11 protein-coding genes are annotated in these 21,961 nt (G+C 56.3%); 7 read left to right on the top strand and 4 right to left on the bottom strand.

Annotated features, from left to right (window positions below; all coding sequences use genetic code 11):
• Positions 1–10: 10 nt before the first annotated feature.
• From avs1b to P7C00_RS16250, 6 genes are all read left to right on the top strand, one after another.
• A complete protein-coding gene (gene avs1b, locus P7C00_RS16275) occupies positions 11–5,782 on the top strand; it encodes an AVAST type 1 anti-phage system protease Avs1b (RefSeq protein ID WP_404936843.1) in 5,772 nt (1,923 codons plus the stop codon).
• Positions 5,783–5,799: 17 nt separating this feature from the next.
• Positions 5,800–6,051, top strand: coding sequence for an AVAST type 1 anti-phage system protein Avs1c (gene avs1c, locus P7C00_RS16270; RefSeq protein WP_059397355.1), 252 nt, complete (start codon positions 5,800–5,802; stop codon positions 6,049–6,051).
• 113 nt (positions 6,052–6,164) lie between these two features.
• Positions 6,165–7,769: an ATP-dependent nuclease gene (locus P7C00_RS16265; protein WP_404936842.1), complete on the top strand. Its 1,605-nt coding sequence runs from the start codon at positions 6,165–6,167 to the stop codon at positions 7,767–7,769.
• Positions 7,762–8,829, top strand: coding sequence for a UvrD-helicase domain-containing protein (locus tag P7C00_RS16260; protein WP_404936841.1), 1,068 nt, complete (start codon positions 7,762–7,764; stop codon positions 8,827–8,829). The genes P7C00_RS16265 and P7C00_RS16260 overlap by 8 nt, the downstream gene beginning before the upstream one ends.
• A gap of 379 nt (positions 8,830–9,208) precedes the next feature.
• A complete protein-coding gene (locus P7C00_RS16255) occupies positions 9,209–14,494 on the top strand; it encodes an AAA family ATPase (RefSeq protein WP_404936840.1) in 5,286 nt (1,761 codons plus the stop codon).
• A 276-nt stretch (positions 14,495–14,770) separates the two neighbouring features.
• Complete coding sequence (locus tag P7C00_RS16250) at positions 14,771–15,202, top strand: hypothetical protein (RefSeq protein WP_404936839.1); 432 nt, start codon at positions 14,771–14,773, stop codon at positions 15,200–15,202.
• 3 nt (positions 15,203–15,205) lie between these two features.
• Here P7C00_RS16250 and P7C00_RS16245 read toward each other — a convergent pair whose 3' ends face one another.
• The 4 genes from P7C00_RS16245 to P7C00_RS16230 all read right to left on the bottom strand — a co-directional run bounded on the left by P7C00_RS16245 (position 15,206) and on the right by P7C00_RS16230 (position 20,931).
• Complete coding sequence (locus P7C00_RS16245; RefSeq protein WP_404936838.1) at positions 15,206–17,026, bottom strand: caspase domain-containing protein; 1,821 nt, start codon at positions 17,024–17,026, stop codon at positions 15,206–15,208.
• A gap of 1,254 nt (positions 17,027–18,280) precedes the next feature.
• Complete coding sequence (locus tag P7C00_RS16240; protein ID WP_346633000.1) at positions 18,281–18,793, bottom strand: Imm15 family immunity protein; 513 nt, start codon at positions 18,791–18,793, stop codon at positions 18,281–18,283.
• Between the two features lie 118 nt (positions 18,794–18,911).
• Positions 18,912–20,057, bottom strand: a complete 1,146-nt coding sequence (locus P7C00_RS16235; protein WP_404936837.1) for an AAA family ATPase — start codon at positions 20,055–20,057, stop codon at positions 18,912–18,914.
• Positions 20,058–20,070: 13 nt separating this feature from the next.
• Positions 20,071–20,931, bottom strand: coding sequence for an RNA ligase family protein (locus tag P7C00_RS16230; protein ID WP_404936836.1), 861 nt, complete (start codon positions 20,929–20,931; stop codon positions 20,071–20,073).
• A gap of 338 nt (positions 20,932–21,269) precedes the next feature.
• Between P7C00_RS16230 and P7C00_RS16225 the strand changes: the two genes are divergently transcribed.
• The gene (locus tag P7C00_RS16225) at positions 21,270–21,929 is read left to right on the top strand and encodes a hypothetical protein (RefSeq protein WP_346632997.1); all 660 of its coding nucleotides are present in this window, start codon (positions 21,270–21,272) and stop codon (positions 21,927–21,929) included.
• The last annotated feature ends 32 nt before the right edge of the window (positions 21,930–21,961 follow it).

The raw sequence follows: 21,961 nt of genomic DNA, 5'->3' as shown, positions 1-21,961 counted from the left end.
AGCGACATGCATGATCACCAATGTCCACGAGGTGGGCACGGGCTGGCTCATTACCCCCTCACTCGTGCTGACGGCCTTTCACTGCGTGGAGACGGCGGTGGTGTCTGGTGAAACCCTGACGGTCCAATTTGGCACCGGTGTCGCAGCGATCCAGCACTGCGTAGAGCTTCAGGCCCACGATGAGAACTTGGATGTCTGCTTACTGCGTCTTCCTATAGCTCTGCAGATCGAGCCCCTCGTGATCGATACCAGGCTTCCCAGGGTAGGCGAAAAATGGTCTGCGTTTGGCTATCCCGTGCACAAGCTTAACTTGGGGCATGCGCTCAACGGCACGATCCAGCAGACGCTGGAAGAACTCATTCACGGCGTGGATTTAGACCTCTCAGTCAGCGCTGATACCCAGCTTACGCATTATGACGGTCTTTCCGGCGCGGCATTGATGGTCGAAGGGGATTGTCGCGGGCTGTTGCGGGTTAGTGTGAATACCGCTCTTGCGGCCATCAGCTTCCTTCAACTGCGCCCGTTCCTTGAAACCCATGGGGTGTTGGCCGAGGTCGCTCCAGACGCAACGCCGAGCTTGCCCTTCGGCACTCGTCCGGACTTTGACCTGCTGTTTGAAGACCGTCTGGCCACGCTACAGAACGGTTACCTGGTCATGGAGGGGGCACACGGCATCGGCAAGTCGAGCTATTGCCAGAAATTTGTGCCCGCCAGCGAATCGATCGAGGTGATAGGCGTATATGCGCTCTCTGAGCAGGGACGTGGGATCACGCCTGCGCACCAGGCCCAGCCGGAGGTTTTTTTCGATTGGGTCAATTCGCTGTGGTCGAGTTCGGTGAGCGGAAAACCGGCGCGGTTGCTGGAGCTTTCTTATCCAGAGCTGATCCGGACCAGTCATAAGCGACTCCAAGATCTGGCCAGTCGACACGCGGCGGCGGGTAAGATCGGCGTGATTTTCATCGACGGCCTGAACGAAGCCGCCAGCGCCGGCATAGACGCACTGCAACGCCTAGCGGCGTTACTCCCGTCAGCACTGCCGACCGGGCTGGTGATTGTGATCACCGGTGTAGGCTTAGACGCGCATGCCGCGAGCATCGGCTCAGTGTTGCAGGGTGCCATACGGTTAACGCTGCCCGCGCTGGGACAGGACTGCCAACGAGAGCTATGCGCAGACTTGCTGGATCTGGGCGTGGCGACCTCAAGTCTCGTCTCCCTTTTATGCGAGCGGGCAAAGGGGCATCCACTGTACCTGCGTTACCTAACGGACATGGTGAACACTGGGGCAAGCGAAGCCGACATTATCCAGATGCCGGCATTCAGTGGCACCATCCAAGACTACTATGAAACCTTGTGGGGACAGTTGCTGCCCGATCAAGATGCGGTCAATCTGCTGGGCCTTCTGGCGCGACTGCGCTGGGGAATACCCACCAAAGACTTGACCGTGATGCTGCAGCCGGCCGAGAGCGCGGTTTATGTTTCCACGCTCAGCAGGATCCGCCATCTGCTCTCTAAAGCGGACAACACCGAAATCTACCATGCTTCGTTTTCGGAATTTGTTGCGCACAAAACCGCTGCGGTGAGTGAGCGGCTGCAGGAACGGTTGGCCGCCTTCTGCTGCTCGGCGCAAAGCGGCGACTATGGACAGTTGAACCGGGTCTATCACGGGCTGCTGGGCGGAACCGTGGCGCAGCTACAGGCGATCCAGCACTGCCATCAAAGCTGGGTGGACATCTCGGTCACACTGGGGGCTGAACCGGATGTGCTCCTTGGCGACATTGAGGCGACGCTTGCCGCCGCGACGCGGATCGGCGCCGCCCAGGACACGATTCGCTTGCTGTTGTTGTCGCAACGCCTGACTTTCCGGTACAACACATTGTTCGCCCAAGCAGCCGAGCAAGTGGCCTTGGCCTTGTGCGCGCTGGGGCAGACCGACCATGCGCTTCGTCATGTGATTCGCAACGGTCGCCTGGTTGCCCCTCCGCTGGGCGCCTACGCTGTCGTTCAGGCCCTGATTCGGATCGGCAGTACTGAGCAAGCCATACAGCTCTTGGACAAAATTCAACAATCATTGGATACGGTTTTTGAGCAGTTTCAAGCTACCGGCAGTATCGAAACCGACCTGTTTATTCAAACCATCCTGCAGCGTCTTCATGGATTCGCGCTGGAATGCGCAGCCGGTGGTGAGCCACCGGTAGGGCGCATTTTAGCGGCGGCGATACGGCAGGTCCGTGCTGCGCCGCAAGCGTTCAGCGCAAACAACTCGGTTGATGTCATCGCCAACCTGGGCGGCAGCTTTTATGGTGCCAGATTATGCCTAAGCGGGCTGTATACCCCGGTAGCGCAATTGCCTCTGGTTGCTGTTCCGCCTGAATCGCTGCTATCGATGCTGCTCGGCGTCCTCATTCATGCCGACCTGAACTCGCGCCTCTATGGAATTCCCTTACCTCCAACTATGATTGCACTGCTGCTGAGCGATCTGGCAAAGGCCAGTGACCGACTCGAGCAGCCCGCCGAATTGCGTTTAGGCGTGGTCAATACATTGATCGAAACCGGGGCGTCGCTGGACCTTATCCGCAAGTGTGGGGGGACCAATGTAGCCAAGGCCCAGCCACTTGTGCTGTATGCATCCAATCGAGCACGACCGGACCTTGAGGGGTTCCAAGAGTCGTATGAGCAGTGGCGGGCTGCGGACTTTCTCGATGAAAGTCAGGCGCAACCGGTAATTCAACCCGCCCCACGCGACGACTGGGAGGCATGGTTGCGCTCGCTGGTGGCTGCTGTCGCCTGGGCAGACGGCACTGCTCGTCGGGCAAAAGCAAGCACTGATGAGCAGACCCTTGGCCAGGTATGGGCGTTTCTATCGGACCACGTACTGCCGATTGTTACGCGTCCGTTGAGTGTTCGCATCCAATGGCAGCAGGCGTATGCCATACCGGAAACTATTTTCCCTGCGCTTTTCCAGCGTTTAGCGAAACTGCTGCTGGACTGCCTCCCAAAACAAGCCGGCCGACTTTTAGACGTATTCGATCAGGGGTTCGCCGAGCAGTTGGGGCTGTACAATGAAGGTTTTCGACAGACCTTGGCCTTGGCGGCAGACCAATTCATGGCCGTGGCGCTGGAGCCGGAGACTGCTGATGCACTGTTCGACCTTGTAATCCGCTGGCGCGATTACGTCCAGATAAACGTGGAAAACCGCTACGAACTGATACCGGAGCTGCTGCGTATAGTTCCGTTGTTGGCGCGCTTGGACGCACAGGAAGAGGCGGCCAGAACTTACCAGGCTGTTTTGCGCTTTTCGATGGGGCCCAGCTGGTACAAGGAAGATCAGCTGTCGCTGATGTCCAGCACGCTGGCATCGCTGCCTGCGGCCACGCCGGTACCGTCCGCATCGCTGATGCAAGTTGCGGCTTACCTGGAGCGCGCGAGCGGGGAGATGACGTTTCAGCGCTATGTGCGGGCAGACAAGGGCAATTTCATTGCTCAACTGTGCCGACGATCGCTGTACACCCAAGCCGTTGACTACTTCAAACATCAATCGTGTGGAACATTGCCGCAACTGTATGCACAAGCAGCTGCTGGGGACCTGGACCGGGTCGCGCCATTGACCGGCATGCATTTCCCTGGCGGAGCGCTTGAAGAGCAGGCCGCCTTGCTCGCGCTGCTGCAGGAAACCCCAGAGACTGTTGATTGGCGGTTGCACTGGGCTTTGCTGGAAGTCTTCCAGGACGGCGACGAACGCCACCTTGGCGGCTGGGGGATGCAATATGCCCGTTTGATCAGCGCTATGGCTGCAGACTCCGATGATCTTTCCTGGGCGACGCGGCGCATTCGCACCATTTCGCACGGCATGAATACCGAACGGTCGCGCAGTCTGCTGCAAGCCTTGGTGTCAGCTTTGCCGACAACACATGCACCCACTTTTGAGCCATTGCTTTCGGCCATCGAGAAGCGGGCAGGGCCAGAGCCATTCGAGCAGTTCGCGTCCAGCTCCAGCCATTCCGCTTCCGCTGCGCAGCCTGCACCGGTTGGACCTGAGGCGACGCCAGGGGGCCACTCCACCAGCGCCCCCTCAGTGGAAGAATCGCTCTACCAACCCGGTGTGTTTGGAAAGTTCTCGGTTGACGAGCAGGCGCGCATCGACTTGCAAGCGGTGCTTACGCTCAAGCGTCGTGGTAACACATCGGCCGCCGTCAAGGCGGCTGTCAACGTATTACAAACGTTGCAGGAAGGCGGCTGGTCCATCTGGACGAGCAACCACACCGGCTCACCCGCGGAGCAGATGATCCAAGACGAGATCCTAGAGGCTGACGCCGTAGCTAGGCTCTATGGTCCTCTGGTTCTGGAAGAACGCCATGCGCAACGCTGGTTGATCGCGTCCCACCTCATCGACAAGGTGGCCAGCAAGCTGGATGCGGAACAGCAAAGCACGGTACTCGATATTGCTATCGAGCACGTGGGCTACATGGTCGGAACAGCCTCACCAAAGGGATTCGACTACTTGGGAGGCTCCACAACAAGTGCTGCGGCAGCGCTATTCGACTTGTTGCTGTGGACGCTCGATCATCCGTCTTGGGAACGGCGGGATGGTGCTGCAGCGATGTTGCTCTGGTTGATGAGCCAAGGGGAGACCTATTTTGCCCCAGCGGCACGCCTGGCGTTTTCGATGGATCCGCACAATCGGGCGGATCTCGCGGCGGCGGTGCTGGATATGCTGTCCCGTCGAAACCCTGTGGATTTCTGGGAGCACCTCGCTCCGCATATCGAGATTGCAACGCTGCTCAGCGAATGTCGACACGTGTCGCGCTTGGCCATCCTTTCACGTATCGTTGATCGCGCCGCAGAAAAGGACAGCGCCACGGCACATGCAGCGCGGGCAGCGATAAGCACCATGTTTGACCAGCAGGCCACTGAGTTGTCTGTCGAGGACGTCGACCCGCCAGACTACTTCCCACGAGAACTGCGCTCGCACTGGGATGCACTGGTGAAGCAAGGAGTGGTGACGCCAGGCACACGGAGCACAACCGATAAGACGCTAGCGCACATCTGCTCGCCGCTATCGACAGACGTCGCGCAGTTGCTGGAGCAGCGGGTTGCAGAAAACTTCAGAGAACCGGACCAATTCCCGACGGGCCGCTGGGCCAACAGGGTACGTTATGCGTTCCATACCGCATTATATCAACCCATGTCCCGAGAGCAGTTGTACGCCATCGACAATCTGCTGCGGTGCTATAACCCCAGCAATTGCGCGACGCCGCAGAACGGGCCGCAGCTGCTCTCAGACCTCATCACTGCGCTAAAAAACCGTTCACTGCAAGGATTCCGGCCGTTTAGTCATGGTTTAGTACTTCTAGACGTGCAATGCGTTATCGAGCTCAATGGGAAAGTGGCCACTGTTGAACTGTTGGCTCACCTTCACTCACCTGATCCTCGGCAGTCACCGTATTTATCGTTTGAAGGATTCAAAGCCAACGAGGTCGCCCCACAGGCGCCTGACGGGCAGATGGCCATTTGTGTGCGGGCCCAACCTATGGTGGCTTATTTTGCATCGCGCGCACCTGCCGTACCGACGCGCAAATTCCTCCAGTTGATCGGAGCCAGCGAATCGGCAACTGTCCGATACCACTGGCGTGATGCCAGCACCGTGGTGGGAAGCGGAGGCAGTCGTCGCTACGAGGCGGCTATGCTTGCGATCCATGAAGGTGCTTTGACACTCCCGCGTGGCTGGGATATCGGCTGGGAGCTTCGCCTAAATGGCAAAGTCCTGGCAGTTTTAAATGCTTGATAGGACTGGAGATCACGATGGCTTTTTTTGACACGCCAGTAACGCGAGCTGATTTTGAAGAGCGAGTGGGCGTCCTGGCCGAACTCTGCCGAACCGGCCGCATGCGCTTTGTCGAGGGAGTAGGGGGGCTTGAGAGCCTGACCCGAGTCAGATGTTTACCGAACGGCAGGGTAGATTTGCTCAGCATTGACGAGTCAGCTCGCTTGCAAGCGAACATGGCTCATCAGATGCCAAAGTTCTCCCCCTCGCTTGCCTCCTATGAAGATTGAATCGCCACGGCTACTAGTACCTGAAACCACCGAAGTCTGGCATACAAGCAGGCTGAAATAGCAAAGCGATCCGAAGCCTTGGCGACCCGTACTCACGCAAAGGAATGTCGACCTTGATCACTAAAATCCACATTCGCGGTTACCGTATCTACAAGGATTTCACCCTGCGTCCAAACGCAAAGTTGAACATTCTTGTAGGTGATAATGACGCCGGAAAGTCGACCCTCATGGAAGCGATAGCGCTGGCGCTCAACGGGCGAATTGCGGGGAGAGGTGTGCTTGAGGAGCTAAATCCACATTGGTTCAACGTCAACCTGGTGGAGCAGTTTGTATCGCAACGTAAGGCAGGACAAAAGGCTGCGCTGCCCGAAATACTGATTGAGCTGTATTTCGAAGATAACGATGAGTTGCAGGGGCTCTGTGGTGCTGTCAATACCGAAGTGCCCACAAACGCTTGCCCGGGCGTGTTCCTCAGGATTTTCCCAAATGAGGAGTATCAGGACATGCTGGATGCGTGGCTAAAGGATCCCAATCCGCTGCTGCCCGTCGAGTACTACACTTATGAATGGCGTTCTTTTGCGGACAAAGAGCTCACCAAACGTCCAAGAATGCTGTCCATTGCAACCATCGATTCCCGCACCGTAAAGTCGACTGCCGGAGTGGATTATCACCTGCGTCAGATCCTGAGCGACCACTTGGAGACCGCTGAGAAGGCATCCATCTCGCTAGACTTTCGTGAGGTAAAGGCGAATATGACCACCGGCGCGCTTGCGCCAGTGAACAAACGTCTCTCCACGCTGGATGCATCCCTGCAAGCTGAACCAATGGCCTTAGCAATGGATCAGACCTCGCGTACATCATGGGAAAGCGTTGTGACACCTCATGTAGACGGTGTTCCGTTCGCGATGGCGGGCCAAGGCCAACAAGCGGCGATCAAAATATCTCTGGCAATGAAACGTCACTCCGCGAATGTCAAGATAGTTATGATCGAGGAGCCCGAGAACCACTTGTCACATACAAGCCTAACGACGCTGTTGGAGCGTATTGAGTCTTTGGCTTCAGACAATCAACAGCTCTTCATATCGACTCACAGCACCTATGTCCTCAATCGACTCGGACTGGATGCACTCCACCTGTTGAACCGGAACTCAGTGTCCAAGATCACAGAGCTTGATCCAGATACGGTTAGCTACTTCAAGCGGCTGCCGGGCTATGACACGTTGCGCCTAGTCCTGGCAAAAAGGGTAGTCCTTGTCGAGGGGCCATCAGACGAAATCATTTTTGAACGGGTGTTTTCGGATCTATTCGACCTCCGGCCGATGGCTGCTGGCATTGATGTGGTGAGCATGCGCGGCCTGGCTCTCGCGCGCTGCCTGGAACTCTGTGCCGCGATCAATAAACCTGTTGCAGTGATGCGAGATAACGACGGAATCGACCCGTCCGAATTGCGTGAGCCAAACAAGGAATGGCTCGATGGCGCTAAAAGGGAACTGTTCATCGGCGACGTTGCCGATGGACACACGTTGGAACCGCAACTTATCACCGCAAACACGGAGGCGCACTTGCGCGATGTACTGGCCATTACACCGGCAGCAAATCTGTTGGTTTGGATGACCCGAGAGAAGACAGAAGGGGCCTTGCGCCTCGCGAGCTCAAAAAAGGTGCTCCACGCCCCAAAATACATGAAGGCTGCAGCTGAGTTCATCGTCAATGCCTAACCACCTGACGCTGGCGGTAGCAGGGGGTCGAAAGACACAGGGGCTGATAGAGCAATGCAGGGCGCTGCCCATCGATCGAAAAATCGCGGTAATTACGTTCACTCAGTCGAACCAGCAAGAAATCCGTAATCGTCTAGCCACTCAGGCCGGTGATCGCCACAACCTAGAGGTTTTGGGGTGGTACACGTTCCTCCTGCGCCACTTCGCCCAACCCTTTTTGCGCTTCAAATTTCCAAAAGAGCGGGTAGGGGGCTTCGACTTTGATGGGCGCCCCTTCCGAATGGCCCGTGATAAAGATCGCTACTTGAACAAAAGTAACCAAGTTTATGCCTGTGAGCTCGGTCGCCTTGCGTTCGAGCTGATGGGGGCCACGCCGGCACTACTTCGGAGGCTAGAGTGCCTCTACGATGAGATCTTGATCGATGAAGTGCAGGATCTGAGTGGCTATGACTGGGAAATCATGCACGCGTTGCTTCTCTCCCGGATTGATGTCTGCATGGTGGGGGACGTCCGCCAGGCGGTTCTATCGACGAATCCACGCGGACGGAAGAACAAGAAATATGGCTATGCGGGTGCGTTGGAGTGGTTTCGAGAGCGTGAAATAGTTGGGCTGCTGAGCATCACTTACGCGACGACCACATACCGTTGTCGTACCGAGATCGCCACGTTTTCAGACTCCATTTTTGATGCCGACTGGGAGTACCCACCCACGACATCCAAGAATCACGAAGTATCGGGCCATGACGGGGTGTTCTTGGTACACAGTAAAGACCTAGATACTTATGTCGAACGCTATCAACCGCGCTGCCTCCGACACTCGGCCAACTCGGGTAAGCAGTACGACCTTGAATACGTTAACTTCAAAGGTTCGAAGGGTTCTACGTTCGAACGCGTCCTGATTGTCCCCACAGGCAAGATCGAACAATTTATCAGCCAATCAACGTTATTGGAGTCCACGACGGCCGCCGCCTTCTATGTGGCGGTTACTCGGGCAAAACAGAGTCTCGCGATCGTGACGGACAAGCCAGGAAAGTCGACACTACCAGTGTGGGAACCGTAGGTGCGCAACAAGCCAAACTATCGATTAAACCCTAATGCCAGGGGGCGACGTGCAAGTCCTGTGGTGGTCTGAGGGCGGTCTTATGCGACTTCAGGGATCTACAAGCCGCTCAAGCCAACGGTCTCACGTTGCATCAGGAACGGTTCCATAAACTCGGCAATCAATCTAGCGTCTTGCAGTGCACGATGCAGAAATTCCATGTCTCGCATTAGTGCGCTAGAAGCTCACTGACAGCTGGGTTCACAACACCCTACAATTCATGAATTAGCCCTTACTGTAAACACTAGGTTAGGACATCAGCCCGGCGAGTGGTTTGATTGATCACCACTTAGCGCTCCCTCGCTGGTGAGCCCGGTACTTCAACATCATAGGTCCCTTCATGACTGCAGGCAGCAATAGTCAATCCACCTCCACGGAGCTGACCGGTGGCGCAGGTTTCAACTACGAAGACTTGGTGGTTGCTTACTACCTCGCTGCGTTACTGCTCGAAGGGCATGCTGCTGGGGGCACAGGAGTGGTGAGGTCCGTTGCGGTACAGCAGGCGGCCGATCACCCGATGGATGATCTTGTCGTGGAGTTGGAGGATGAGATCGGCCACCGAGTACTCGCCCTGCAAATAAAGCGCTCGCTACGCCTCACGGCAGCCACCAGCAATTCAGATTTCCTCAACACCATGGCTGCCGCAGTAGCCACCCGACGGTTGCCAGCTTTCCAGGAAGGCCGCGATGCATATGGCTTTGTGGTCGAGCATGTGGCAATGCAAAGCTACCGCTCAATCAATCGGTTGATCGATTGGGCACGAGCTGAGGTCTGCGGAAAGGAATTCGCTAGACGCTTTGAAGCCGGAGGAAGTGCCGCCGCTGCGGAGCGGGAAATGCGCAAAGATTTGCGCTCCCTTACCGAGGCTCAAACAGACGAAGAGGAAGTAGCTTTCTATCAGCACCTCGTTGCGCTACGTATCGATGGACTCGGCGAGGGCGGACTCAATCGAGGCTCCGTAGTGACCCAGTTACAAGGCTTGATCGCGAATGATCAGGGCGGCCTAGCGGAGCTGCTGTTCGATCGGTTGTGCCGGCTTGCAAGCGATGGAGCAGGGCTTGCTAGAAAATGGACCCGAGCAACACTTGTGCAGCAGATTCGGGGCGCCGCACCACTGCGCTGCGCGCCGAGCTATTTCGCTGACCTTGACTTGGTTCAACGGTTTTCCTCTGAGGGCATGGCCGATATCCTGGAGACCATTGGCGGGTGCCACGTCGAGCGCCCCAGCGTCTGCGATGAAATTGATGCGCACCTAGAGAAGTTTCGGCTAGTGAATCTCGCCGGCTTGCCAGGCTGTGGCAAGTCTGTGGCTTTAAAGCAGTTCGCCAAGAGGGCATCCGCTAAGGGGCCGTTACTGTTCCTCAAGTCAGACCGTTTACTCGGCAACAGTTGGTCTGCCTTCTCAGCAATGCTGGGCCTACGGCATACCGCAGAAGAAATACTCGCAGAAATTGGTAGCGCGGGAACGCCGATCTTGTTTATTGACGGCATTGATAGGGTTCGGCCAGATCAGAAGGGTGTCATTACCGATTTGCTGAGGGTCATCGAAACCCATGACAGCCTCAGCGATTGGAAAGTCCTAGCGACCTCCCGAGACCAAGGCATGGAACCCTACCGAGCTTGGTTTCCGAGCAGCTTCTATCAAGAAGATGGGATTGGCGATGTCCTCGTAAAAGCCTTCTCGGACGGAGAGGCCAATCAACTGGCAGACCAGCTTCCAGCACTCTGTTCACTGTTAAGCAGTTCGTCTGTGGTCAAGGAAATCGCACGCAGACCGTTCTTCGCCGCCGTGCTGGCAAGGGACAGCACCACAACTCAAGGCTCAGCTCCCCAGACAGAAATCGATTTGATCACAGCTTGGTGGTCGCGCGCCGGCTACGATGCGTCACCTGACTCTGCTGACGTACGCCGGCGGGCCATTATTGACCTAGCGGAAAAAGGTGTCGGTGAGCTGGGAAAAAGCATTCGGCTTCGGAGATTGGAGCCAAGCACTATTGCCCAGCTGGCCTCGCTCAAGGTCGACCTCATTGTTCGCGACCAAGACGATGGAGCGGCCGTCTCCTTTACCCACGACATTTTCTTTGAGTGGGCATTTTATCGATTGTTGGTCGACCTCGGGCCTGATTGGCACGACGCGATCGCCGCATCCGGCGAACCACCCTTGCTGGGCCGAGTGGTGGGGTTGTTGGCCCAGCAGAGCCTGAGCAGTCCCGGGCGTTGGACGAAAGGGTATCGCTTACTGGAGAGCAAGCCATTGAGACCGCAATGGCGAAGAGTCTGGCTGACCGCTCCACCATTTACCGCAGCCTTAATGGCACCAGGCGCGCAGGCAGAATTTACTTCGGTCATGCAGGAAGCAAATTTTCAGCTGCTTGAAAAGCTTCTCGTGTGGTTCCAGGCAGAACATGCAATCCCTAATCCCGTAATCCTAGGGCGTGCAGGAAGTGCCGAGGACGGGGAGGATTCCATCCGTATAGCCCACCTGCTGGGTTGGCCCTCCGATGTCAGAAGCTGGGGGCGACTAATAGATTGGTTGTTGTCAGTTGCCGCTACATTGCCCGGGCGTCTGATACTGCATGCCGCGGAGGTCTTTGAGGTGTGGCTGAACATGTGGGCGAACCACCACAATAAACGCACTGCCGGCATCGTGGCTCAAAGCAGCCAATGGCTATTGCAACTGGAAAATAGCGGCCGTGCCGATTTAGACAATGGTAAATGGAACGATCTCGGACGCGAGGCGACTGGCCAGCTCGCGGCAACACTACGTCGGGCGATTCTGCGAAGCGCGCCGACATTCCCCGATGCAGCTATTGAACTTTATAAACGTGCGGCAGAAACCGAGCACTCACGCGATGACGTGTACGGCAACCTGATGGCTTACGCCCACATCATGGCGACCGTTGCCCCAGAAGCCATCGTTACGCTGGCAAAATCAGAGCTACTGGAAGAGCTTCCTGGTGACCGCTTTGCGCGTGAGGAAGAGGAAAACCAGAAGCGTATGGAACGCAGGAAAGCCATACGAGCAATCCCCGAAGCAGACCGAACCCATAAGCAACAACAGCTGCTTGACCACGCGTTCTATTCTCTGGGCCAACAGCTGCCAGGGCTCGATGACATCGGTATCAGGAAATACCACGTTTTTTATACTGACACGTCTGCGCTGCATGAGCCCTTTGCCAGCCTTTTTGCCCACGCGCCAGATAGTGCGCTGGAGCTCATCAGAGACATGGCCAACCACGCGGTGAAAGGGTGGCGGCAAGTCCATGCGCTACGGGGTGACATGAAGACACCCTTGCCAGTCATCGTGGAATTCCCCTGGGGCAAGCAGACATTCTGGGGTGATTGGCTTGTTTACAGCTGGTCTCAGGGCCAATTGACGGCAGCACCACTGGAATGCGCATTTCTGGCAATGAGCTATTGGGCATACCGACAGCTTGAACAAGGCCGGGCGACTGATGACCTTATCCGCGTGCTGGTACAAGACTCGGAATGCATCGCTACGCTTGGATTAGCCTTGGTGATTGCGCTTGAAACGCTGCATGTGTCAGAAACCACCCTGGCATTGGTAGGTTGCCAGAGGCTCTGGCAGCATGACATTAAGCGCCTGGTCCAAACGCCCACCTTGGACATTGACATCTTTGGGCTTGGCCTGCATTCACGCTTGACGGGCGACAAGGCCAAGGCCCAAGACTTTCTGAAGACACGGCAAAGCCGGACTCGCAATGTGCGGCAACTCGCGGTGGCGTTTGCCATAACCGGCGATGATCAGCTACGTGCTCGTTTTCGGGCAGCCCTTGCCGCTTTCCCCACCGAACTTCCTTTCGAATTTGAGGAAGACACTAACGATATCCACGCCACCAAGCGTTTGAAGGAATTAGCGGTACAGTGGGCAGGCCAGGGGGATAGCGACAACTACCGAGCGGTACCGACTCAATCAGGCTTTACGGAAATCTCCTACGAGTCGCCGGTGCCGTTAGATTCAGAACAGCAGACGCGATTGGAGGAAACGACGGCATTCCTTCGCGCTTCGAGCGTTCTTGACTGGGCAACCCACTCACTGGAGCAAAATGCGTTACAGCCTCGCTTGAACCTAGAGAGTGCGATTGTATTTGCCAAGGAGCATGATGCCGATGACATGTTTGATGTGCGCTACGACGTCGGTGATCATGCGGTGCAGAGTGCCATCTCCTGCATCGCCGCATGTGTTATACGCTTTGGCCCAGAGGAAGGTGGCGACTTTGGATGGGCATGGGAGGTCATGAGGCGCGTCTGGAACATGCAGGAGCGGCCCCTCAACGGCTCTCAGGTTTCATGGCATCCTTTCAACCACCTCATTGTGGCGTTGGTGCATCAGAGGCAAACCGATAACCCAGACACTGATGCTGTTACAGCCCTAGTCGATTTAACTGCTCATCCGCTGGAGGGCGTTTCTGCGCTAGCTTTTGCTGGTTTGCTCCGAGATGCCGACCTGGTCGTGACTTGGGTAGCCGCTCAGTTGGCCATGCGGATGGCCATACGGTGGCGCTCTCGCTGGACACCCGAAGGTGGTCATGATCACTCCCAAGACCATGTCAGTCGGGAGCAGTCTCTGCAGCTCGCCCAGGAAGCACTTTGTGAGGTGCAACTTACCCAGTTCCCGACTATGCCAAAGGCCTGGGATAAGTTGCCAGGGAGTGTGGAGGAGGGGAGCGATCAGGTTCTGCGTGATCCTGACCCGTCTTTTGATTGGCGTTTTGCCGCGAGCATCTTCAAGTTCTTCCCCGTCGAACGTTGGTGTGCTTCAGATAAATATGGGCCCCTTTGGCAATCAGCGCTTGCCGGGCTCGCAGGATGGACAGCTTCACGATTGATACCACCGGAGCCTCCCGGAAGGGAGCAACATCACCCAGAGGAGTACGAGTGGCATAACTCACTCGGTCATCTGTGTGCTCGCTCAGCACCTCTAGTAGACGAGCAATGGTTCATTGATGTCTGCTTGAGACCGTACTTAGTGCCAGAGCGCAATGCACTTCAAATGCTGAGCCGTATAGCTCAGTCCGTGACTATCCGTCATGTTGTTGATGCCGCCTGCATTCCTCCTAGCACGCTACCACTGCTGGAGTTGTGCGCGGAAAGGCTCATCAACGATCGGGCGTTTTCCAAACGCAATGACGGTTCTGTCCACGATAATGCGTTGTCACGACTCATCACTGCGTTGCTTTTTGTTGAGATAGAGGATGCTCCAGGTGCGAGTAGATTCGCGAATGGCGACTGGTCACAAATCGCGGTAATCATGCCATTGGTTTCAAGCATCATGACCTCCATCGGTTGGTCTTCGTATGTAATGGGCAAGTTCTTGACACTCTGTGAGCGAGCTGCAGACGCCTATCCTTTGGATGCGTTCATCAAACAGGTATCAACCGCACTTAAGTCCCTTGAATTGGCCCAGGGGAGCTGGGCAGGTACCGCGCTTCCAGCACGCATTGCAGGTGTCGTGCAACGCCTCGCAGATAAACACTTCCCTCTTGACCAGGACCAATCGCTTGGCTTGCTAAGCATACTCGACACGCTGATCGATCTAGGTGACCGTCGCAGCTCTGCCCTGGAACAGAGTGAAGCGTTCAGGGATGTACGCAAAAGTTGCTGACTTTGTATTGCCAGTAAAGTGACGGTGCCGGTTCTCAAAGCGGCACCGTCTTCTGAAATTTGCGGCCGAATGACAGATCCTGAATGAACGGTGGGTCAACTTCTCCTCATTCGGTTGAGTAGTGACATCCGCTGCAACCTTGCGGAGGCATGCTCTTTGCGGGGATGTTCACCCACTGCTATCGATTGAAGGGGAGCTTCGCCCTAACTAAATATTTACGATTGTGTGCGCACCGATTTTTCTAGGCTTCGGTTCCCGTTTTAAGACTGACTCAGCATGGGCCACAAGCAGATCAGCTACACCGAATTGGGCTGGCAGGTTGCACCTGAGATTAAATTGACGAAAATTTTGCGTATGCCGCTTGACCGTGACTACGGCGACGTTGATGTGTTGGCCTGGAGCCCAACCAAGGGGAGGGTGCTGATCATCGAATGCAAAGACTTACAGCTCAAAAAAACCTACGGGGAAATTACGGAGCAACTGAGCGATTTTCGGGGCCTTGAAATCGATGGGAAGCGGGACTTTCTACGCAAACACCTAGATCGGGTCGACGTATTGCAAAAGCATCGGTTGAAGGCGTTGGAGTTCCTCAAGCTGGAGAGCCATGCCAGAATCGATGAGGAGTTGACCAAACTCGACATAAGGCCTTCGATCAAGCTAGGGGCGAAAATTGCGCCTATCGCCCCAAGCCCCTCAACATATGGATAAGATCTATTGGGGCTGCTGGGCAGCCCATCGCGGGGCAAGCCCAGTATCACCGGTGTCTCCAGGACGGTGGGGGGAGCTGTGGACATGCGTATCGATATGCGTAAGCGATGCCGAGTAACGCTCATTGATCGGCGCGTAAAACAGTACATGGCAGTCCTTCGTGGCGGCCACCAGCGTATTGTCGGCCGTGAACGCCAGGCCGGTCAGTTCTGTTTCCCTGCCACCGCTTGCATCGAGTTGCTGGTAGTTGTCCCAGTTACGCGTGTCGATGATCGTGATGAGCCCTTCGGAACTGCCGATGGCCATCAGGGGAAGGCTGGTCGAGCGCACGGCATAGAGCAGCTCGTTGGAGCGCAGGTGTTCGCCTAACCTTTTCAGTGTGATGTGGTCCATCTCCTTCGGGGCAAAAAGGAACGTGTTGATGATCTGATCTTCGCCGGTCACATGGAGCAGCGAACTGCGGCGTGAGGAAGGCAGACGGACGCTTTCTCCAAGGTTCATCACCAAGCCCGCCACCCTCGACGCCCTGTTGATCATGTACACCCCCCCGGATGACGTTGCTAGGAGGACACGCGCATCGGTGACAGGCGTCATGGCGTACACATAGTCCGTGAAGGGCAGTTCGATGATCTGGCACACCGCAGTGGCGCCATCGAGTTGTATGGCGTGAATGGCATGACAGTCACCGCCGATCCAGACCTGCGAGTCATCGACGAACTCGGCGCAGTAGAAATACCGATCACTGCCGTGCTGGTAATGGATGCGATCACATGTGGCAGGCCCTATCTGAAAAATCACGAACTCTTGATCGCCATAGACGAGAACGAATCGCCCGTCATTGCTGGAGGTAATGCCGATGGGCTCGATGTGGCTGAGATCGACGGTGTGGCTCAGATGTGGAATGACAAGGCAGTCCTTGCCATTGAGCAGGAAAACCGCGCCTGAATTGCTAACAGACGCCGCTTTCACACCGTCTTCGCAGCGTATGCTTCCTTTGGGGCCATGGCTGCCCAGATGGTAAATGTACGGGGCACTGCCCACCAGGAACAAGGCACTGTGGTCTCGTGAGCTGGCGAGGGCGTAAAGGCTGCCCTTGGTCGGCGCGTAGAAGCTTTGGCGTTGCTGGTACGTGGGCAGATCCGACATTTTCACGTCGGTTTCCAGGCTGGAGTAGAACCAGGGGCGCTGCTGGTTGTTCGTGTTGCGGATCACTGAGCAGCCGACCTCCTTGAACATCTCCTCGATGTTCAGGCGATGGTTTGGCAAAAGCGTCGTGAGTACTTTGGTGAAGGGGCTGTTGGTTTCGCTGCCGTCCGACGCCGACGCGCCATAGCTGGTGGAGTAGGACAGCAACAGGTTGCGCTGATGCTTTTCGCTATCCGCGCGCTGCTGATGGATCGACTCGATGAGTGAACGAAAACTCAGGTCTGCCTCGTCGAATGCATCCCGGCAGGCATCGAGCACGACCACCCTGCAGGTACCCAGCCCCTGGGTCTCGCGGAGTAATTCATCCACGGGATAGGCGTAGTGCCGTATGGCACCTGCGGTGAACTCGGGGATGTCAACCGGCATCAGGTAGCCGTAACCGAGATGCTCGAAGGCATGACCGGCAAAGAAGAAAAACAGCAGGTCACCAGGTTCGAGCCGGGCTTTGAGTGCGGCCACCGCGTCGGCCATCTGTGCCGTGGAGGCGTCGCAGATCAACGAGGCATCGAAGCCACGGGCCTGAAGTGCCTGGTGTACGGTCCTGGCGTCGTTCAGGGTGTTGTCCAATGGTTCCAGGGCATAGGCCGCGTTGCCGATCACCAGTCCATAGCGCTTCATTGCAGATCTCCAAGTTCAAGACGGTGGAGTTTCTGCGAGCGCGGAGCCAGGGGCAAGTATGACGTGGACGCGTACCGAGAAAGAAAGGTCGACTCAGATAAGGGTTGGCAATGCCGCATATAACTAAACTAAATATATGTTTAGTTGAGTTGAACCCAGACCAATAACGTTGCACCTCCAAAAACGAACGTGTTGCGAGAAACGGTAGTTAAAAAGTTCGCTAATGAAAAGCACCCGTGAATAATCGGAACGGGTGAAGTCGGCAATCCCCAATTGCGTTATTTCCAGCTCGGGATACCCTGCGACACCTTTAAAACAGGCGTTCAGCTAATCTATTCGACATTTCCAAACACGCTTAGATCGCATAAATAGTTGTATATCATTCACAATGAAAAAACCGTACTTCATCGTATTTATCACATGGGAGCCATTGTCTTTATCTATAACATGTTGGCCCGCATTTCGAGCGTACAGCATGAGCACCAAGAATGCTTGGTGCACGGGTCGCGAGGAGCGTAATTTTCGACGGCGTCACCAGGCGTTGGCCAATAACGGTATGGCTTTCCTTGAAATCCGCGCACCGAAACCATGCCGAAAGCCTCAGATTTCACACAGCATCATGATTGCTGCCATTCTTGGAAGCGTTGTTCATGCAGGCCGATCCGGTTCGACGGATGCGGCAAGATCAGCGCTAGACCTTTGAGAAGTCAAACGACTACTGGGCAGGCGATCTACAGCAACACCGGCAACAAAGGACACCAGGCTCGATTTACCACGCTGACGTTTTAAAGCTGGTGCGCATATTTAAATAATATTTTCTGGACGATGCAGTGAGCGGAGGTCCCTAAAGGGCTGATTTTTCGGTCGTTTCATATTTAGCTGTTTATTCGCATATTTAAAAAATCTCGACAACTGACCTTGATAGCGCATTACATAACTACACATAATGTATATTATGTTAAATTACGTATTATGCCGGCATTGATCTGCTGCTCGCTCACGCGGTTAAGCATCTGTCGCATTCAGGGCATTGATGCGCCAATCACGTTTTGAGTGGCCTGGTCATAAACCAGCTCTGACCAGCCCTCCCAGATCAACAAGCAAGAGGCTTGTGATAAACAATCGCCACATCTCTCAGCGCCAACAACTGGATGACTCCACTGCTCCATGTAGCACCTACAGTGCCACGGACTGAACCTTAACCTAGCGCCAAAGAAACTTCTCATCTTCATCGAACAGACGAGTTCTTTGCACTCAACAAGTCCTGGGAACAGCAAAGACCCTTACAATTTCCTCAGCGCAAACGGCGTCATGAAATCTGCTTTCATAAAAATCAAAAGCAGTTTCTACCCCGCAGTTGGAAAAAAGCCTTTTTACTTCCTGCATCTCCCGTGATTCAAGACCTTCATCATTTCCTCGTACCTTTTCCAAAAAACCGACCGAGGCCGGCTTTGGATAAATAAATATATTAGGTATGAGGATGCCTTGTTCCTCCAAGCCCTCAAAGTCTGTAAAAGTCACGGCAAAAAACACACGTTCACTTCTTGATACTTCTAGAATTCTTAAAGTATTCAAAAGAAACACAGCAAGCCCTGTCAGAAAGCTAGAAGCCCCGCTGCCGCTCAGCTCATCCTTCAAAAGCTTTAAGCGGCTGTATCTTGATACAAGCGGAATTTCTTCAAAGCTCTCATAGTTCTCAAAGAACACATCCATGTCATTGTACGGTTCTTCGCTGATTATTTTACTGTAGATATCTGTAAGCTTCATCTTTAGGACGGGCTCCATCCGCACTTGTTAAGTCATTAATTTGTTTTCTTTTGCTCTGCTATAAAACTTTAAAAACTGTTAATGAAGTGCGGCCTTATATCAGGAACTTAAGTACCGCTTACCCCGTCACCGCCTGATAAACAACCCGGTGCGCCTCGGTCGGCAGCGGCACTTCCCACTTGAACAGCATGCGGCGGATATCGTCGTTGCGCAGTGAGGTGTCGCGCTTCTGGTTGCGCCGCATGATCTCGTTCTCGGGGCGCTCCAGGTAAAGAATCTCCACCTCGGCGCCGTAGCCGTAGAGCAAGTCCAGAGTGCGGTTGCGCATCTGCGCCGACAGGTGCGTCGAGTTCCACACAAAGGGTTTGTGCTTGCGCAACAGCGCCTTGGCCCGGTCGATGGCGTAGTGCGCAGCGGCGCCCTCGTTCTGTCCATGGCGCAGGCCAAGGGCCTGGCGCGCGTCGTCGAATGACACCACCGGCAGATCCGGGTAGTGCTGTGCGGTCCAGGTGTCCTTGCCACTGGCCGGCAGGCCCGAGAGCATCACCACCGACGAACCCTGCGGCGCATGCAACGGGTAGTCGGGATGTACCCGGGCGCCACGCAGGTACTGAATACGTGTGTAGTCGTCGGCAAAGGCCCGCGGCCCGTGCAGGCAGCCCTCCTCCTCCGCCAGTTCGCGCCACAGTTCGATGGCACTCAGCACATCGGCCTTGCCGGCGTAATCGCGGCCCTGCATATCGGCCTCGGCCACGGCACAGAGCATCCACAACGGCAGTTCCCAGGACAGTTTGTGCAACAGGAACTCAGCGCTGCGGCCGCTGCGATCACCCTGCAGGGCGAAGAACGGCACCTGGTGCACGGCGATGATGCGGCAGATCTGCTCACGCAACTCGAACGGCACACCGGCGCGCCACAACAGCAGCCGCGCATCCACCGCGCCCCGGCGTGAATGACCGGGCTGGCCGATACGCCCGGTATCCGGGTCGATCACTGTGGTGTCAGGCTTGGCGATGTCGTGCAACAGGGCAGCGAAGAACAGCACAAAGCGCTGCTCGGCGCTGGCCTGCTGGTAGGCGGGTTGGGCCAGTAATGCTTCGACCACCAGGCAGGTATGAATCCATACATCGCCCTCGGCGTGGTAGATCGGGTCCTGCGGTGTGTCGGCCAGGCGCGCCAGGGCCGGAATGGCCGCCAGGCAGGCGGCGGTGTCCATATCGCGCCCCGGCTCGGGGACCAGTTGTTGCAGTTGTCGAATATCCATTTCGGATGCTCCTTCAGTAGCCGTGGCGTGGGCCCTGCCAGTCCATGGACAGGCGCGGCGCATAGAGATCGACGCCGTCGGCCAGTTGATTGGGGATAAAGGGTTGGTTGGCATGGTGCTGGTCGGCATCGAGGATGGCCTGGACAAAGTCCTGGCGTACCCACTTGAGCCGGCCAAGGGTCTGCTGCTCGTCCTCGAGCTTCAGGTACAGGCCCTCCATGCGACTGGAGCGGTCGCACTGGCGCCAGGCACGGGCCAGGTCGAGGCCTTCGCGGCGCACCACCTGCTCGAATACCTGGCGCCAGTGCGCGGTCTTGGCCAGCGAATCGCCCACCAGCGCTAGCAGCTCGGCATGCCGGCGCGGCGCCGGGCCTTCGTACAGCACAGGCACCGACAGCACTGGCCCCCCATCGAGCAGGCACCGGCGCGCCGCGGTGGAGAGGAACAGCCCTGTGGCGCGATCCCACACATCGAACTCGCAGAAGTAATGTGGCAAGTGGTCGTAGAACACCGAATGCTTCTTGTGTAGCCACTCGCCATACAGCACGAAGCGATCTTCCAGGCGTTCCAGCAACCAATGCTCGTGGGCCGAGGCCCACTGCTTGAACAGATTGAACTGACGCTCGCGCCCACCGCCGGTGAGGTAGTGACCGCGAGATTGCAGGCGCAACTCGCCGCCTGCGCTAAAGCTGATGCCGGTGTTGGCACCATCGAGTTTTTCTTCCACCACCAGCCACTGTCCGGCCAAAGCGGCATAGCGCATCTGGCCAGTATCAGTGTCGCCATCTTGCAGGCGCGAGCCTTGCAGGTGGGGCGTACGGGGGTATTTGAGCAGTTCCAGGTTGTGCGCGGTGGCACGAATATCCGTGTGCATGGGTTTGTCCTCGAAAAAAGAGAAAAACCAACGACAGGATCAGGCAGGCATGGCAATGAAGCGCCGCCGCGCGCAAGCACGGGCAGCCATCAGGCAGGATGGACCGTCGTCGGTATCAGGCGTGTTGGCTGGCGTAGGGCACTGGCTTCACCACTTGGAGAATAGGTTGCAGAGGCTTTAGGGCGCGCATTCAACAGCAGATAGCGGCATCAGGTCAAGCCCCGAAAGGACAAAACCCCAGCGTCCCTGTCTACGCGAAACACCCGAGCTTTTGTCATGAAAAAAACCGCCTGGCGCTCATAGGGTGCAGCCAGTCATAACCCGATAAGGAATCGATCATGAAACTTTCAGGCGTGCTGATGGCTGGAGTCATTGGCCTGGCACTAGCACCTTTGGCCCAGGCTTCGTCCATGGCTGACAGCGAAGAAAAAGCCCAGTTACGCAAACTCTTCTGCGAATCGAAGGGCGGCGCCGATATCACTGCGCTGGGGGAGTTGAAGAAATCCGACGACGTCGGCGCCGTGGTGGTGTGCAAGCTCCCGCCGTCGCCCACCACCGTGGTGGAAAACCAGGCGGCATCGAGCCTTGCCGCGCTGCCATTGACACCTGTCACGGCAACGCTTGCGCCACCGTCCGGGGTCTACAAGCTCGCTCCGGGAGCCAGCAGCGTCAACACTTCATGCTCGGCCAACCTGGCCATCGCCAAATGGGCGGGCTTTCCCAATACCAGCAACGGCAACGCCACCTTGAACTGTCGCGGATACAATGCCGGCGCAGCAGGCGGTACGCTGGGGTGCAAGATCGAATGGACCGGGCCGACCCAGGTCGCCATCGGAGTCACCCCTTACGGCGGCCAGGTGGCGGTAAACTTCAATTGCCAGGCCCTGTACTTCGGTTCCGTCGGCACGGTGATGGATTTCAGCTACGCCGATCCGACTTATCCGCGCATCCGCTACGGCTCAGTCCAGGCCACCAGCAGCATGACCATCACCCAGTGAGGCCTCGCCGGCTCGGCTGAACGTCGCTCCAG

The sequence above is a fragment of the Pseudomonas sp. JDS08PS003 genome, from assembly GCF_045013505.1.
Classification (GTDB): Bacteria; Pseudomonadota; Gammaproteobacteria; order Pseudomonadales; family Pseudomonadaceae; genus Aquipseudomonas; species Aquipseudomonas protegens_B.
The sequence above is the reverse complement of the archived record's forward strand: the minus strand, read 5'-3'. Positions and strand labels throughout refer to the sequence as shown.

Coding starts and splice junctions, on each gene's coding strand:
- avs1c (WP_059397355.1), top strand. CDS start 5,800: ATGGCTTTTTTTGACACGCCAGTAACGCGAGCTGATTTTGAAGAGCGA.
- avs1b (WP_404936843.1), top strand. CDS start 11: ATGATCACCAATGTCCACGAGGTGGGCACGGGCTGGCTCATTACCCCC.
- P7C00_RS16225 (WP_346632997.1), top strand. CDS start 21,270: ATGAAACTTTCAGGCGTGCTGATGGCTGGAGTCATTGGCCTGGCACTA.
- P7C00_RS16245 (WP_404936838.1), bottom strand. CDS start 17,026: ATGAAGCGCTATGGACTGGTGATCGGCAACGCGGCCTATGCCCTGGAA.
- P7C00_RS16255 (WP_404936840.1), top strand. CDS start 9,209: ATGACTGCAGGCAGCAATAGTCAATCCACCTCCACGGAGCTGACCGGT.
- P7C00_RS16230 (WP_404936836.1), bottom strand. CDS start 20,931: ATGCACACGGATATTCGTGCCACCGCGCACAACCTGGAACTGCTCAAA.
- P7C00_RS16250 (WP_404936839.1), top strand. CDS start 14,771: ATGGGCCACAAGCAGATCAGCTACACCGAATTGGGCTGGCAGGTTGCA.
- P7C00_RS16240 (WP_346633000.1), bottom strand. CDS start 18,793: ATGAAGCTTACAGATATCTACAGTAAAATAATCAGCGAAGAACCGTAC.
- P7C00_RS16235 (WP_404936837.1), bottom strand. CDS start 20,057: ATGGATATTCGACAACTGCAACAACTGGTCCCCGAGCCGGGGCGCGAT.
- P7C00_RS16260 (WP_404936841.1), top strand. CDS start 7,762: ATGCCTAACCACCTGACGCTGGCGGTAGCAGGGGGTCGAAAGACACAG.